Below are 14,875 nucleotides of genomic sequence, written 5' to 3'. Positions count from 1 at the left end.
CATCATGCCGCGTAACGCCCCAGCCGCAAGGCGAATTCTTCCAGGCCTACGATGCCGCTGGCCTGGGCGCGCTGGCACCAGGCGCGCAGGTCGGTCAGCAATTGTTCACTACTGGCGCTGGAGGATTCCCATAGCGCGGTCAATTCGCGGCGCATCTGCACCAGGGTCGAGAGCGCGGGCGCCAGCGACAGGGCACGGTCCACCTGGGCCTGCTCCCCGGGCGCCAGCGCGGCGGCGTCGCGTACCAGCCATTTGCGGCAGCGCCGCAGCAACAGGCGTTCACCGCGCCGCTGGCGCAGTTTCAAGGCCTTGAGTTCGTGCGCCACAGCGGCCTTGATCACCCCGGAATACCGGGCCAGGACTTCGTAGCGGTGGGCGATGATGCCCTGGAGCTGGTCCGGCCCCAGCGTATCGGCGGCAACCGGCGTGCGCAGCCGCAGACGGGGCGCGACCCGGCGCACCTTGGCCAGGCCCAGCGCCTGCAGGACGCGGATGTAGGCCCAGCCCAGGTCGAACTCGTACCAGCGCGAGGAGAATTTCGCCGAGGTCCCGTAGGCATGATGGTTGTTGTGCAGCTCTTCCCCGCCGATCAGCAGGCCCCAGGGCACGACATTGGTGCTGTCGTCCGGGCAGGCAAAATTGCGATAGCCCCAGGCATGGCCCAGACCGTTGACCACGCCGGCCGCCCAGAACGGAATCCAGGCCATCTGCACCGCCCAGACCGTGAGGCCGATGACACCGAACAGGGCCAGATCCACGATCAGCATCAGGCTGATACCCAGCAGATTGTGACTGTACAGCGTGCGTTCGATCCAATCGTCGGGCGTGCCATGGCCGTAGCGTGCCAGGGTTTCGGCGTTGCGGGCCTCGTCGCGGTAGAGCTCGGCCCCCCGGAAGAAGACCTGAGCCAGGCCGAACACGGCGGGCGAATGCGGATCGCCTTCTCGTTCGCACTTGGCGTGGTGCTTGCGGTGGATGGCGACCCATTCGCGGGTCACCATGCCGGTGGTCAGCCACAGCCAAAAGCGGAAGAAATGCGCCACGACGGGGTGCAAGTCCACCCCCCGGTGCGCCTGGCTGCGGTGCAGGTACAGGGTCACCGCCGCGATGGTGACGTGAGTCAGCGCCAGGGTCACGCCGACCAGGGCCCAGGGGCCCAGGTTCAGCATGCCGCCCTGCAGAAAGGAGAGCCAGGTATTCATCGTGTCCGGGCCGGGCCCGCGTGATACTGAAGATATTCTCAGTGTAGCCCACACGGTTTGCCCGCGTCAGGGGGACAACCCCGACACGGGCGCTCCTCCCGGGCGAGGCTCAGGCGGGATCGTCGGTTTCGGCGGGCATGTCGGGCGCCGGCCGCTCGGCCTTGGCGCGCTGCATCACGGCGGCAAAAAAACCATCGGTGCCGTGCACGTCGGGTCGCAGCTTCAGGAAGGGCCCCTCCAGGGCCAGTTCGATGTTGCGGTCAGCCAGCACGGCGCTGGCATCCAGCAGGGAAAATTCCGGATGTTCAGCCAGGAAAGCCTCGACCTGCCGCTCGTTTTCCTCCGGCAGGATGCTGCAACTGGCATACACCAGCCGCCCACCCGGCATCACGCAGGCGGCCGCATCGCGCAGGATCGCTGCCTGGGTCTCGCGCAACTGGTCCAGCGACTCGGGGTGCTGACGCCATTTCAGATCGGGATTGCGGCGCAGCGTACCCAGGCCGCTGCACGGCGCGTCCACCAGCACGCGGTGGGCCTTGCCGCGCAGCCGCTTGACGCGCTGGTCATTGCGCTCTGCAATCACTACCGGCACGATGTTGGACAGGCCGCTGCGGGCAAAGCGCGGCTTGGCCCGGGCCAGGCGGGCGGCCGATACGTCAAACGCGTACAGCCGGCCGGTAGAACGCATCAGGGCGCCCAGCAGCAGGGTCTTGCCCCCCGCCCCGGCGCAGTAGTCGATGACCATCTCGCCGCGCTTGGGCCCCACCAGCGCCGCCAGCAACTGACTGCCCTCGTCCTGGACTTCGATTTCGCCGCGCTCGAAGGCGCGCCAGCGGTTGACGGGCGGGCGTCCCTGGATGCGGATGCCCCAGGGGGAATACGGCGTCGGCTGCGCCGCCCAGCGGGCCTCGGGGCCGGCCGCCCAGGCGGCCAGCAGGGCCTCGCGCTCGGCCTTGAGCGGGTTGATCCGCAGGTCCAGGGGCGCGACCGCATTCAGGGCCTGAAGCAGGGATTCGGCATCCGGCAGATCCGTCAGACGCTCGTCCAGCCAATCCGGCACGCTGTGACGCACCGCCCGAGGCAAGCCGGCGGCGGACAAGGACAGGACGTGATCCAGCCAGGCGCGCTCGGGCTCTTCCAGGCCGGTGTCCAGGGTCTCGCGCGGCCAGACCGACGCCAGGCCCAGCACCGCCAGGCGCCGCGTGCCCGAGCCTGCGCCGATTTCGGCAAACTGGCGGTAGCGCCGCAGATGGCGCAGTACGTCGAATACGGCTTCGGCGATTTCGCCCCGATCGCGCAGCCCGGCGTTGGTGTGGGCGCGGAACCAGTGCGACAGCACGGCGTCGGCCGGATATTTCCATTGCAGGACTTCACCCAGCACCTGGCGCACCTGCTCGATGCGCGCCGCCGCCATGACGTAGGGCCGCGCGGACTCGGTGGACGCGGCACTGCGGCCCGTGTCCTTGCCCCGAGGCGCCCGGGCCTCTCCGCCGCGCGCGGACTGACCGCCCCGCCCATGACGGGGGCGATCCGTCGGCGCGGCACGGCGGCCGTCTTCTGCGACGGCCGTGCGGCCCCGCGGTCGGGAACGGGAACCGTCCCGCGTGTCATTCCTGCTCATGATGTTCCTCTTGGAAAAGCGTCGTGCCGGCCCAGGCCCGGTGCGGCACGTCCGCGACCGCGACCCGACCGTCGGCTCCCAGCCGCACGCGGCCCTGCGCCAACCAGCGCAGGGTCTGGGTGTAGACCTGATGTTCGACCGGCAGCAGCCGTGCTGCCAGCGTGTCGGGGGTGTCATCGACCTGCACCGGAATGGCGCCCTGGGCGATGATCGGCCCATGGTCCAGCACCGGCGTGACGAAATGGACGGTGCAGCCGTGCCATTGCACGCCCTGGGCCAGGGCCTGTTCGTGGGTATGCAGACCGGGAAAGGCCGGCAGCAGCGAAGGATGGATATTGACGATGCGGCCGTCGAAATGATGCACGAAATCGGCGCCCAGCACCCGCATGAAGCCGGCCAGCAGAATGTAGTCGGGCGCCAGAGCGTCCAGCCGCGCCTGCAAGGCGGCGTCAAAGGCCTCGCGGCTGGCAAAATCGCGATGCGCCAGGACTTCGGCAGGCAGGCCGCGCGCACGCGCCCAGTCCAGCCCCGCCGCATCGGCACGGTTGGACAGCACGGTACAGATATCGACGGGCAGGCCTTCGGCCGCGACGGTCTCGGCCAGCGCCTGCATGTTCGAGCCGCGACCCGAAATCAGGATGGCCACCCGGATCGGCCGGTCGGGGGAATGCGGCATGCGCAGGGTCTCCAACGGATTAAAAGCTGTGGTCCGCCCAGCGAACGCTTTGGGCATAAACGTAAAATTGTAAACTCTCGCCTGTGAATACCGAACTTCGCCTCTATCGCCACCTGCCCCGGCACGATTCCACGGCCCCCAGCGCCGTGACCATCGGCAATTTCGATGGCGTGCACCGGGGCCATCAGGCCATCCTCGCCCAGGTCCGGGAACAGGCCGGCGTCCTCGGGCTCGTGCCCACGGTGATGACCTTCGCCCCCCACCCGCGCGCCTTCTTCGCCCACAAGGGGCAGCGCCCGGAACTGGTCCCCACGCAGATCAGCAGCCTGCGCGACAAGGTCGCCCTGCTGGCCGAGCAGGGCATGCGGCAGATCGTGATCCAGCGCTTCGACCAGCACCTGGCCGACATGGCCGCCGAGGACTTCATCCGTCACCTGCTGGTCCAGGGCCTGAACACCCGCTGGCTGCTGGTCGGCGAAGACTTCCGCTACGGCCACAAGCGCAGCGGCGACATCGATCTGCTGCGCCGCATGGGGCGCGAACACGGCTACCAGGTGCAGACCCTGGCCGACGTGGCCGACGAGCAGGGCCAGCGCATTTCCAGTTCCGCGCTGCGCACCGTCCTGGCGGTGGGCAATCTGGAACGCAGCAGCGAGCTGCTGGGCGCGCCCTACTGCATCGGCGGGCACGTCATCCACGGCCGCAAGCTGGGCCGCGACCTGGGTTTTCCGACCCTGAACCTGCGCGTGCCCGAACCCTGTGCGGCCCGCTCCGGCATCTACGTGGTGCGCGTGCACGGGCTGGACGCGCAGCCGCTGCCGGGCGTCGCCAGCCTGGGCGTACGCCCTACGATCACCCGTGACGGCGCGCTGTTGCTGGAGACGCACATCCTCGATCGACGGGTGGACGCCTACGGTAAACTGGTGTGCGTCGAATTCCTCGAATTCCTGCGCGACGAGGAATCCTTTCCCGACCTGACCACCCTGACCGCCGCCATCCGCCAGGATGCGCAAGGCGCTCGTGACTATTTTGCCTCCCATGGACTATAGAGACACCCTGAACCTGCCTGAATCCCCCTTCCCCATGCGCGGCGATCTGCCCAAGCGCGAACCGGGCTGGATCAAGGAGTGGGAGGAAAAAGGTCTGTACAAGCGGCTGCGCGACGCCCGCGAAGGTGCGCCGCTGTTCATCCTGCACGATGGCCCGCCCTACGCCAACGGCAAGATCCACATCGGCCACGCAGTCAACAAGATCCTCAAGGACATGATCGTCAAAAGCCGCCAGCTCGAAGGCTTCGACGCGGTGTACGTGCCGGGCTGGGACTGCCACGGCCTGCCGATCGAGAACGCCATCGAAAAGCTGCATGGCCGCAACCTGCCGCGTGACGAGATGCAGGCCAGGAGCCGCGCCTTCGCCACCGAACAGATCGCGCAGCAAATGGTGGACTTCAAGCGCCTGGGCGTGCTGGGCGACTGGGATCACCCCTACAAGACCATGAACCACGCCAACGAGGCGCTGGAACTGCGCGCGCTCAAGAAGGTGATGCAGCGCGGTTTCGTCTATCGTGGCCTCAAGCCCGTGTACTGGTGCTTCGACTGCGCCTCGTCGCTGGCTGAATTCGAGATCGAATACGCCGACAAGAAAAGCCAGACGCTGGACGTGATGTTCCCCGCCGCCGAGCCTGACCGGCTTGCTGCCGCCTTCGGCCTGAACACGCTCGACAAGCAGGCCTTCATCGTCATCTGGACGACCACGGCCTGGACCATCCCCGCCAACCAGGCGCTCAACGTCAACCCGGCCCTCGAGTACAGTCTGGTCGATACCGAGCGCGGCCTGCTCATCGTCGCCTCGGCGCTGGTCGACAAGTGCCTCGAACGCTGGAAACTGCAGGGCCATGTCATTGCCACGACCCTGGGTGAAAAGCTGGACCACATGCCCTTCAAGCACCCGCTGGCGCACGTGGACAAGGGCTACGACCGCATCTCGCCCGTCTACCTGGCCGACTACGCCACGGCCGAGGACGGCACGGGTATCGTGCACTCGTCGCCCGCCTATGGCCTGGACGACTTCAATTCCTGCCTGACCAACGGCCTGGCGTACGAAGACATCCTCAACCCGGTGCAGGGCCAGGGCGTGTACGCGGACGACCTGCCGCTGTTCGGCGGCCAGCACATCTGGAAGGCGGTGCCCGTCATCCTCGACACCCTGAAGGCTGCAGACCGTCTGCTGGACACCACGACCCTCACTCACAGCTACCCGCACTGCTGGCGCCACAAGACGCCGGTGATCTACCGCGCCGCCGCGCAGTGGTTCGTTCGCATGGACGAGGGTGAAGGCGTGTTCACCGACCCGGCCCAGAAACCCGCCAAGACGCTGCGCCAGATCGCGCTCGAAGCCATCGAGCAGACCAGTTTCTACCCTGAAAACGGCAAAATCCGCCTGCGCGACATGATCGCGGGGCGGCCCGACTGGTGCATCTCGCGCCAGCGCAGTTGGGGCGTGCCCATCCCGTTCTTCCTGCACGTGGACACGGGCGAACTGCACCCGCGCACGATGGAGATCATCGACCAGGCGGCCGACATGGTCGAACAGGGCGGCGTGGAAGCCTGGAGCCGTGTGACGGCCGAGGACATCCTGGGCGCCGAGGACGCGAAGCACTACACCAAGAGCACCGACATCCTGGAGGTCTGGTTCGATTCCGGCTCCACCTTCTGGCACGTGATGCGCGGCTCGCATCCGGCCATGCACCACGACAGCGGCCCCGAGGCCGACCTGTACCTCGAGGGCCATGACCAGCACCGCGGCTGGTTCCACAGTTCCTTGTTGCTGGCTTCAGCCATCTTCGGCCGCGCGCCCTATCGCGGGCTGCTCACCCACGGCTTCACCGTGGACGGCCAGGGCAAGAAGATGAGCAAGTCGCTGGGCAATACGGTGGCGCCGCAGGAAGTCAGCGGCAAGATGGGCGCCGAGATCATCCGCCTGTGGGTGGCCTCGACCGACTATTCGGGCGACCTGGGCATCGACGACAAGATCCTGGCTCGCGTGGTGGACGGCTACCGCCGCATCCGCAACACGCTGCGCTTCCTGCTGGCCAACACCAGCGATTTCGACGCGGCGACGGACGCCGTGGCCTACGAAGACCTGCTGGAGATCGACCGCTACGCCCTGGCGCGCACGGCCCAGTTGCAACAGGAAATCCTCGGCCACTATCAGGTCTATGAATTCCATCCCGTGGTCGCCAGGCTGCAACTGTTCTGCTCCGAGGACCTGGGCGGCTTCTACCTGGACGTGCTGAAGGACCGCCTCTATACCACGGCCCCCAAAAGCCTGGCGCGCCGCAGCGCCCAGACCGCACTGCACCAGATCACCCACGCGCTGCTGCGCTGGATGGCCCCGTTCCTGTCGTTCACGGCCGAGGAAGCCTGGAAGCTGATCGGCCACAGCGACAGCATCTTCCTGGAAACCTTCACCACTCTGCCCGAGGGAGACGAGGCGCTGCTGGCCAAATGGACGCGCATCCGCGAGATCCGCGATCAGGTCAACAAGGACATCGAGACCGTGCGCGCCGAAGGCAAGGTCGGTGCCTCGCTGCAGGCCGAAGTGACCGTGGCGGCCCAACCCGAAGACCTGGCTCTGCTGCACTCGCTGGAAGACGACCTGAAGTTCGTCTTCATCACCTCGGCGGCCCAGGCCGTGGCGGGCGACGGCGACCTGCACACCACGGTGCAGGCGACGACGCACGCCAAGTGCGGCCGCTGCTGGCACCACCGCGCCGACGTCGGACGGGATCCGGCACACCCGGAACTGTGCGGTCGCTGCGTAGACAATCTGTACGGCGATGGCGAAGCCCGCGCCCATGCCTGATCCGGCGCCGGACCAGAACCCCCGTCTGCCGGGCGCAAGTCCGGCAGACGCGTCAGCCGGGCTGCGCGCATCCCGCCTGCGGCCGTTGGCCGCCTGGCTGGCCTGGGCGCTGGTGCTGGTGCTGCTGGACCAGGCGACCAAGGTCTGGGTGTCGGGCGCGCTGGGCTACGCGCAGCGCATCCCCGTGCTGCCCGTCTTTGACCTGACCCTGCTGTACAACACCGGCGCGGCCTTCAGCTTCCTGGCCGATGGCGGCGGCGCTCAGCGCTGGCTGTTCACCGGCATCGCCGCAGTCGCAGCGGTCCTGATCCTGCGCTGGCTCTATACCCACGCCACGGATCGCCTGCTCTGCGCGGCCCTGGCCAGCATCCTGGGTGGTGCCCTGGGCAATGCCATCGACCGCCTGCTGCACGGCCACGTCGTGGACTTCCTGCTGTTCTACTGGCGCGACTGGTATTTTCCGGCCTTCAATCTGGCCGACGTGGCCATCACCTGCGGGGCCGCACTCTTGATCCTGGACGAAATCCTGCGCGCCCGCCGCGCGCGCCCATCCTGAAGGAGGCCCCCATGGACCTGTCGGGCAAACGCATCATCCTGGGGCTGACGGGCGGCATCGCCTGCTACAAATCGGCCGAACTGCTGCGCCGCATGCAAGACCAGGGCGCCACGGTGGACGTGGTGATGACCGAGGCCGCCACCCGCTTCATCACGCCGGCCACCCTGCAAGCCCTGTCCGGCCGCCCCGTCTGGGTGGACGCCTGGGACGAACGCATGGACAACCGCATGGCGCACATCAATCTGACGCGCGGCGCCGACGCGGTCCTGGTGGCGCCGGCCAGTACCGATTTCCTGGCCCGCACCGCCCACGGCCTGGCCGACGATCTGCTGACCACCTTGTGCGTGGCGCGCGGCGCCGTGCCGCTGCTGGTCGCCCCCGCCATGAATCACGAAATGTGGACACACCCGGCCACCCAGCGCAACGCGGCGCAGTTGCGCGCCGACGGCGTCGCGCTGATCGGCCCGGACGCGGGCCCCCAAGCGTGCGGCGAGACCGGCTCGGGCCGCATGATGGAACCCGACCAGATCCTGCGCGCCCTGATCGCCTTCTTCCAGCCCAAGGTGCTGGCGGGCCGCCGAGTGCTGCTCACCGCCGGCCCCACCAGCGAAACCATCGACCCGGTGCGCGTGCTGACGAACCGCTCGTCCGGCCGCATGGGCTATGCCCTGGCCCGCGCAGCAGCCGAGGCCGGTGCCGAAGTCACCCTGGTGTCCGGCCCCGTCGCGCTGCCCTGCCCGGACGGCGTCGAGCGCATCGCCGTACGCAGCGCCGCCGACATGCATGCCGCCGTGATGGCGCACGCCGGCACGGCCGACCTGTTCATCGCCGTCGCGGCCGTCGCCGACTGGGGCATCGCCAACCCTTCGGCGATCAAACTCAAAAAACAGCCCGGCGGCCAACCGCCGCAATTGGACTTCGTCCAGAACCCCGACATTCTGGCCGCAGTCGCCGCTCTGCCGGGCGGCCCCTGGTGCGTGGGTTTTGCCGCCGAGACCGACCACCTGGCCGAACACGCCCAGGCCAAGCGCGCACGCAAGGGCATCCCCGCCATCATCGGCAATCTGGCCCAGGACGCCATGGACGCCGAAGACACCGCACTGGTGATCTTCGACGACGCAGGCGCCCATCCCCTGGCCCGCCAGCCCAAGCTGCACGCCGCACGCCAATTGATCACCTGGATTGCCGGGCGTCTGCCCGGCTGAAAACCCGAACGGCTGAAAACCGGCCAGGCAACCGGCATCGCCGCCATTCGCCGGCCTCATCCGACAAACCACGCGGCCCTCCCGGGGCCGCGCCCCGCCCTTTCACCACGGATCACCTCACCATGCAACGACGACTCATCCAGGCCCGCATCGTCAACCCCCTGCTGGGCACCGACGCGCTTCCCTTGCCTGACTACGCCACCGGCGGCTCCGCCGCCCTGGATCTGCGCGCCTGCCTGGAAGCGCCCCAAACCCTGGCCCCCGGCGCACGCCTGCCGGTGCCGACCGGCCTGGCCCTGAACATGATGGACCCCGGCCTGGTGGCCATCGTGGCCTCGCGCTCGGGCCTGTCGTTGAAGCACGGCATCCGCGTCGCCCAAGGCATCGGTGTCATCGACGCCGACTATCACGGGGAAATCAAGGTCCTGCTGACCAATGACAGCAACGTCCCCTACGACATCCAGCCCGGCGAACGGATCGCGCAACTGCTGTTCCAGCCGGTCGTGCAGGTTGGCCTGCACGTGGTCGACGCCTTCGACACCGTCACCGAGCGCGGTGAAGGCGGCTTCGGCAGCACCGGCCGGCATTGAGCAGGGTTTATCCCAGTTCTTATGGAAAATATTATCAATATATTATTGAGCCGATTCAGAATGACTGAATGAAACTGAGAGAATCCGCGATTCCAGGAAGATTCAAGAGGGATGCAACTAAGCGATTTCCCTGGTTGCACTCGCGGATTTCAGATAGTTATACTTCGCCCATCTTTCGGGTTGCTCCTTTTGCATCCAGCAAAGGTTTACCCGATTGACGGGGTTAACCAAACTCCTCGCACGGCCTTGCCGCCCCACCGGCAGCAGGACCCGAGAGGCCCCGATCCTCTTTCCTCCGAGACAAGGGTATCCCCCGGAAAGAGGTTGATTGCATCGCACGCGCTCTACCCGACCTACCACGCGATTGGATCCGTCACAAAGGAGAATCCAGACATGAGCAGCCTGACCAAACTTTCCACCCTCACCGCAGCGATCCTGATGGCGACCGGCGCCGGGACGGCGATGGCCGCCGACGGTCCGATCAAGATCGGCGTGCAGGCCCCCATCACCGGCGAATACGCCGCCGAGGGCCAGGGCATCGAAAACGGCGTGCAACTGCTGGTCAAGCAGCAGAACGCCGCCGGCGGCCTGCTGGGCCGCCAGATCCAGGTCATCGTGTGCGACGACGAAGGCAAGGCTTCGCAAGCCGCCATCTGCGGCCGCAAGCTGGTGAACGACGGCGTGATCGCGGTGATCGGCACCTACACCAGCGGCGCCGCCCTGGCCGCCGCCCCGATCTATTCCGCCGCCAACGTCATCCAGACCTCCGACGGCACCAGCGACGAACTGACGCAGAAAGGCTGGAAGACCTTCTTCCGCAACGCGCCGCCCAACAGCGACGAAGCCGAATTCGTCGCCAACTACTTCGTCAAGGTCAAGCAATACAAGCGCATCGCCGTGCTGAGCGACCACTCCAGCTACGCGACCGGGCTGGCCAAGGCCACGACCGAAGCCCTCAAGAAAGTGGGTGGCAACCTCGTGGGCGAGGACTTCATCAACGCCGGCACCCAGGACTACAGCGCCGTGCTGACCAAGCTGAAGTCCAAGAACCCGGACGTGCTGTTCTTCTCCGGCTACTACACCGACGGCGGCCTGATCCGTGCCCAGATGAAGCAGCTCGGCATGGAGACCGTGTTCGTGGGCGGCGATGCCAACCAGAACGAAAACTTCGCCAAGATCGCCGGCAATGCCGCCGCGGGCGCTGTGATCGTCAACGTGCCGGCGCCGGAAAATCTCCCCTACCCGGAAGCCAAGCAGTTCCTGGCTGACTACACCAAGGCCTTCGGTGCGCCGCCCCCCAGCATCTACACCTTCACCAATGCGGACGGCCTGCGCGCAGTCTTTGCCGCCATCGAAGCCACCAAGAGCACGGACACCGCCAAGCTCATCCCCTGGCTGCATGACATGAAGCAGCCCTTCAACGGTCTGACCGGCCCCTTCACCTGGGATGACAAGGGCGAACGCATCGGCAGTCCGATGTCGGCCTTCGAAGTCCAGGCCAACGGCGGCTACAAGACGCTCTACCCGGAAGCCCAATAAGCCCCCGGGAACCTGACGCCGGTCCGGCTTCGCCGCCGGCGTCGTGCTTTCGCTTTTGACCGCGCCCGGGGCCATTCGGCCCCGGGGTCGCGGCTACCACGCGGCACGGGCCGCCTCTCAGCCTCGGCGCCTCGCGAACCACCACGGAAACCGATCGATGGACTTTATCCTCCAGCAATTCATCAACGGGGTCACGGTCGGAGGCATCTATGCCCTGATCGCCCTGGGCTACACGATGGTCTACGGGGTGCTGAAGATGATCAACTTCGCCCACGGCGACTTGTGCATCCTGGGTGCCTTCATCGGCCTGACCACCCTGACCTCGGGCGTCTTCGCCGGCCTGCCCACCCCGCTGCTGCTGGTCCTGGCCTTCCTGATCGCCATGATTCTCGTGGCGGTCGTCGGTACGCTGCTGGACCAGTTCGCCTACAAGCCCCTGCGCAAGGCGCACCGCCTGTCGGCCGTGGTCTCGGCCCTGGGCGCCTCGATGCTGATCGAAAACGGCATCATGCTGATCTGGTCCCCCAACGTGCAGGTCTTCCCCAACAACCTGTTGCCCAACATCACCTGGCAGATCGGCGGCGCGTACCTCAGCTTCGTCCAGTTGCTGATCATCTTCTGCGCCTTCCTGCTGATGGCCAGCCTGTATTTCTTCGTGCACCACACACGCCTGGGCACCGCCATCCGTGCCACGGCCATCGACCAGGACGCCGCCCGCCTGATGGGCATCAACGTCAACCGCGTGATCGCCATGGTGTTCATCATCGGCCCGGTGCTGGGCGCCATCGGCGGCCTGTTCGTCGGCCTGTACTATCGCCAGACCTTTTTCACCATGGGCTGGTCCTACGGGCTCAACGCCTTCATCGCCGCCATCATCGGCGGGATCGGCAACATCCCCGGCGCGATGCTGGGCGGCCTGGTGCTGGGATTGTTCAACGCCTTCGCGGCGGGCTACATCTCCAGTTCCTGGCAGGACGCCATCACCTTTGCGCTGCTGATCGGCATTCTGCTGGTACGCCCCTCGGGCCTGCTGGGCGAACGCGTTGCCGAAAAGGTCTAAGCCATGACTCAATCCAAGCAAACCTCTGCTGAAATGTCCGCCGCCATTCCCGCCAGCGCGGCACCGCCCGCCAGCGCCAGCACCCGGTTCCTGCGCGTGCTGGGGCCCGTCCTGTGGATCATCGGCCTGGCCATCCCGTCCGTCATGTCACCCGCCTGGATCACGATCGGCGGCATCTTCGCCATCTATTCGATCGTCGCCCTGTCACAGGACATCGTTCTGGGGCGCGCCGGCATGTACGACATGGGCCATGCCGTGTTCTTCGGCATCGGCGCCTACACCAGCGCCATCCTGTCCCTGTCCTTCAACTGGCCGATCCTCTGGACCATCCCCGTGGCCATCGTGATGTCGGCAGCGCTGGGGGCGATCCTGTCGGCCCCCATCGTCAAGCTGCGCGGCGACTACCTGCTGGTGGTCACCATCGGCTTCAATGCCATTTTCGTGCTGGCCATGAAGAACAATCTGTTCGGTCTCACGGGCGGGGCCGACGGCCTGTTCGGCGTCAGCGGCCCGACGGTCTTCGGCCATATGTTCGGCACGCAAAGCGATCTGTTCTACCTGAACTGGGTGGTCCTGGCCATCGTGCTGTGGCTGATGCGCAATCTCGACCGCTCAGCGCTGGGGCGCACCTTCCGCTACATCAAATACGACGAGCTGGCCGCCACCACGCTGGGGGTCAACGCCCGCAACTACAAGGTCGCCGCCTTCGCCCTGTCGGCCGGCATCGCGGGCCTGGCAGGCACCCTGTTTGCCATGCAGCTCTCGGCCGTCAGCCCGGGTTCCTTCCAGTTCACGGACTCGGTCGTGCTGTTCGCCATCGTGCTGGTGGGCGGCCAGGCCTCGGTGCCCGGCGTGCTGCTGGGCACGGCCATGATGTTCGTGGTTCCGCAGATCTTCACGGAATTCGCCCAGTACCGCTATCTGGTCTTTGGCATCGCCATGATCCTGGTCATGATTCTGCGTCCGCAGGGCATCTGGCCCGCACGCAAGGGAGCCCTATGAGTTCGCCTCTGTCCCCTACCCCGTCCTCCGACGTCCTGCTTGAACTGGACCGGATCGGCATCAGTTTTGGCGGCCTGCGGGCAGTCGATGACCTCAGCTTCCAGGTCCGGCGCGGCGAGATCGTCGGCCTGATCGGCCCCAACGGCGCCGGCAAGACGACAGTCTTCAACATGATCACCGGCGTCTACCGGCCTACGGACGGCCACATCCGCTGGCATGGCCGCGACGTGACCGGCCTGGCCCCCCACCGGGTCGCCGAAGCCGGCATCCGCCGCACCTTCCAGACCATCCGCCTGTTCACCGACATGACGGTGCTGGAAAACGTCATCGCCGGCCAGCATCTGCAGATGAAGCAATCCTGGTGGCAGGGCCTGCTGCGCACGCCGGCCCAGCGCCGCGAGGAACACACCCTGGTCGAGCGGGCCATGGCCGTGCTGGAACAACTGGACCTGGCCGACGTCGCCCAGGAAATCGCCACATCCCTGCCCTATGGCGCCCAGCGCCGCGTCGAAATGGCGCGCACCCTGGTGGCACAGCCCGAACTCATCATCCTGGACGAACCGGCCGCCGGCCTGAACGAGCAGGAATCCGCCGGGCTGAACGACACCATCCGCGCCATCCGGGACCAGGGCATCACCGTCATCCTGGTCGAACACGACATGAGCGTGGTGATGAACGTCACCGACAACATCGTCGTCATCAACTTCGGCAAGAAGATCGCCGAGGGCAAGCCCGCGGACATCCGCACCAATCCGCTGGTGATCGAGGCCTACCTGGGCCAGGACGATGACGACGAAGACGATCCCCTGATGAACGCCATCCACGAAGAACAGGCCCAGTCATGACTGCTCTGCTTGAAATCGAAGACCTGCGCGTCAACTACGGGCACATCCAGGCCCTGAAGGGCATCTCGCTGCAAGTCCGGGAAAAGGAAGTCGTCGCCATCCTGGGGGCCAACGGCGCGGGCAAGACCACGCTGATGCGCACCTTGAGCGGCCTGCTGACCCCGCATTCCGGCAAAATCACCTTTGCCGGCCAGGACACCACCCGCATGGGCGCCGACCGCATCGTGCGCCTGGGCATCGGCCAATCCCCCGAAGGCCGGCGCGTCTTCGGCACGCTGTCGGTGGCGGAAAACCTGCGCATGGGCGGCTTCACCCGCCCGCCGGCGGAAATCACCGAAAGCTGCGAACACGTCTACAAGATTTTCCCACGCCTGTACGAGCGCCGCGCCCAGTTGGCCGGCACGCTGTCGGGCGGCGAACAGCAGATGCTGGCGATCGGCCGCGCTCTGGTCACCAAACCTCGCCTGCTGCTGCTGGACGAACCCAGCCTGGGCCTGGCCCCGATCATCGTACGCAACATCTTCCAGGTGCTGCGCGACGTGCGCGACACCGGCGTCACCATCCTGATCGTGGAACAGAACGCCCGCATGGCGCTGAAGCTGGCCGACCGGGGTTACGTGCTGGAAGTCGGCAAGCTGTCACACGAGGGCTCCTCGCGCGAACTGCTGTCCTCGCCGGAAATCCAGGCGGCCTATCTGGGGCATTGACCGGCGTC

13 protein-coding genes are annotated in these 14,875 nt (G+C 66.7%); 10 read left to right on the top strand and 3 right to left on the bottom strand.

The window, feature by feature from the left end; genetic code table 11:
- Positions 1-2: 2 nt before the first annotated feature.
- From WA983_RS06105 to purN, 3 genes are all read right to left on the bottom strand, one after another.
- Entirely contained in the window at positions 3-1,202 is a 1,200-nt protein-coding gene (locus tag WA983_RS06105) for a DesA family fatty acid desaturase (RefSeq protein WP_424248231.1), read from the bottom strand.
- 109 nt (positions 1,203-1,311) lie between these two features.
- The gene (locus WA983_RS06100; RefSeq protein ID WP_424311759.1) at positions 1,312-2,583 is read right to left on the bottom strand and encodes an RsmB/NOP family class I SAM-dependent RNA methyltransferase; all 1,272 of its coding nucleotides are present in this window, start codon (positions 2,581-2,583) and stop codon (positions 1,312-1,314) included.
- A 226-nt stretch (positions 2,584-2,809) separates the two neighbouring features.
- Positions 2,810-3,499 carry a phosphoribosylglycinamide formyltransferase gene (purN, locus tag WA983_RS06095; RefSeq protein WP_424250596.1) on the bottom strand — a complete coding sequence of 230 codons (690 nt, stop codon included), beginning with the start codon at positions 3,497-3,499 and terminating at the stop codon, positions 2,810-2,812.
- Positions 3,500-3,582: 83 nt separating this feature from the next.
- On the opposite strand from purN, the gene WA983_RS06090 reads away from it, so the two are divergent.
- From WA983_RS06090 to WA983_RS06045, 10 genes are all read left to right on the top strand, one after another.
- Positions 3,583-4,548 (top strand): bifunctional riboflavin kinase/FAD synthetase, encoded by a 966-nt coding sequence (locus WA983_RS06090; protein WP_424250598.1) that lies wholly within the window; start codon positions 3,583-3,585, stop codon positions 4,546-4,548.
- Positions 4,538-7,363, top strand: coding sequence for an isoleucine--tRNA ligase (ileS, locus tag WA983_RS06085; protein ID WP_424250600.1), 2,826 nt, complete (start codon positions 4,538-4,540; stop codon positions 7,361-7,363). The genes WA983_RS06090 and ileS overlap by 11 nt, the downstream gene beginning before the upstream one ends.
- Positions 7,356-7,919, top strand: a complete 564-nt coding sequence (gene lspA / locus WA983_RS06080) for a signal peptidase II (protein ID WP_424311738.1) — start codon at positions 7,356-7,358, stop codon at positions 7,917-7,919. The genes ileS and lspA overlap by 8 nt, the downstream gene beginning before the upstream one ends.
- 11 nt (positions 7,920-7,930) lie before the next feature.
- Positions 7,931-9,124 carry a bifunctional phosphopantothenoylcysteine decarboxylase/phosphopantothenate--cysteine ligase CoaBC gene (coaBC, locus tag WA983_RS06075; protein WP_424248734.1) on the top strand — a complete coding sequence of 398 codons (1,194 nt, stop codon included), beginning with the start codon at positions 7,931-7,933 and terminating at the stop codon, positions 9,122-9,124.
- Between the two features lie 122 nt (positions 9,125-9,246).
- Positions 9,247-9,714 carry a dUTP diphosphatase gene (dut, locus tag WA983_RS06070; RefSeq protein WP_424248688.1) on the top strand — a complete coding sequence of 156 codons (468 nt, stop codon included), beginning with the start codon at positions 9,247-9,249 and terminating at the stop codon, positions 9,712-9,714.
- Between the two features lie 393 nt (positions 9,715-10,107).
- The gene (locus WA983_RS06065) at positions 10,108-11,253 is read left to right on the top strand and encodes a branched-chain amino acid ABC transporter substrate-binding protein (RefSeq protein WP_424248690.1); all 1,146 of its coding nucleotides are present in this window, start codon (positions 10,108-10,110) and stop codon (positions 11,251-11,253) included.
- Between the two features lie 157 nt (positions 11,254-11,410).
- Positions 11,411-12,313, top strand: a complete 903-nt coding sequence (locus tag WA983_RS06060) for a branched-chain amino acid ABC transporter permease (RefSeq protein WP_424248692.1) — start codon at positions 11,411-11,413, stop codon at positions 12,311-12,313.
- A 3-nt stretch (positions 12,314-12,316) separates the two neighbouring features.
- Positions 12,317-13,315, top strand: coding sequence for a branched-chain amino acid ABC transporter permease (locus WA983_RS06055; RefSeq protein WP_424248694.1), 999 nt, complete (start codon positions 12,317-12,319; stop codon positions 13,313-13,315).
- Positions 13,312-14,160, top strand: a complete 849-nt coding sequence (locus tag WA983_RS06050) for an ABC transporter ATP-binding protein (protein WP_424248695.1) — start codon at positions 13,312-13,314, stop codon at positions 14,158-14,160. The genes WA983_RS06055 and WA983_RS06050 overlap by 4 nt, the downstream gene beginning before the upstream one ends.
- Complete coding sequence (locus WA983_RS06045) at positions 14,157-14,867, top strand: ABC transporter ATP-binding protein (protein WP_424248697.1); 711 nt, start codon at positions 14,157-14,159, stop codon at positions 14,865-14,867. Before WA983_RS06050 ends, WA983_RS06045 begins: the two co-directional genes overlap by 4 nt.
- Positions 14,868-14,875 lie beyond the last annotated feature (8 nt).

Source organism: Castellaniella sp., assembly GCF_049650445.1.
Lineage (GTDB): Bacteria > Pseudomonadota > Gammaproteobacteria > Burkholderiales > Burkholderiaceae_B > Castellaniella.
This window is presented reverse-complemented; position numbering and strand designations above follow the sequence as displayed.

What these genes read in the sequence shown, in the direction of transcription:
- WA983_RS06105 (WP_424248231.1), bottom strand. Translation starts at nt 1,202, where the DNA reads ATGAATACCTGGCTCTCCTTTCTGCAGGGCGGCATGCTGAACCTGGGC.
- purN (WP_424250596.1), bottom strand. Translation starts at nt 3,499, where the DNA reads ATGCCGCATTCCCCCGACCGGCCGATCCGGGTGGCCATCCTGATTTCG.
- ileS (WP_424250600.1), top strand. Translation starts at nt 4,538, where the DNA reads ATGGACTATAGAGACACCCTGAACCTGCCTGAATCCCCCTTCCCCATG.
- lspA (WP_424311738.1), top strand. Translation starts at nt 7,356, where the DNA reads ATGCCTGATCCGGCGCCGGACCAGAACCCCCGTCTGCCGGGCGCAAGT.
- coaBC (WP_424248734.1), top strand. Translation starts at nt 7,931, where the DNA reads ATGGACCTGTCGGGCAAACGCATCATCCTGGGGCTGACGGGCGGCATC.
- dut (WP_424248688.1), top strand. Translation starts at nt 9,247, where the DNA reads ATGCAACGACGACTCATCCAGGCCCGCATCGTCAACCCCCTGCTGGGC.
- WA983_RS06065 (WP_424248690.1), top strand. Translation starts at nt 10,108, where the DNA reads ATGAGCAGCCTGACCAAACTTTCCACCCTCACCGCAGCGATCCTGATG.
- WA983_RS06060 (WP_424248692.1), top strand. Translation starts at nt 11,411, where the DNA reads ATGGACTTTATCCTCCAGCAATTCATCAACGGGGTCACGGTCGGAGGC.
- WA983_RS06055 (WP_424248694.1), top strand. Translation starts at nt 12,317, where the DNA reads ATGACTCAATCCAAGCAAACCTCTGCTGAAATGTCCGCCGCCATTCCC.
- WA983_RS06050 (WP_424248695.1), top strand. Translation starts at nt 13,312, where the DNA reads ATGAGTTCGCCTCTGTCCCCTACCCCGTCCTCCGACGTCCTGCTTGAA.
- WA983_RS06045 (WP_424248697.1), top strand. Translation starts at nt 14,157, where the DNA reads ATGACTGCTCTGCTTGAAATCGAAGACCTGCGCGTCAACTACGGGCAC.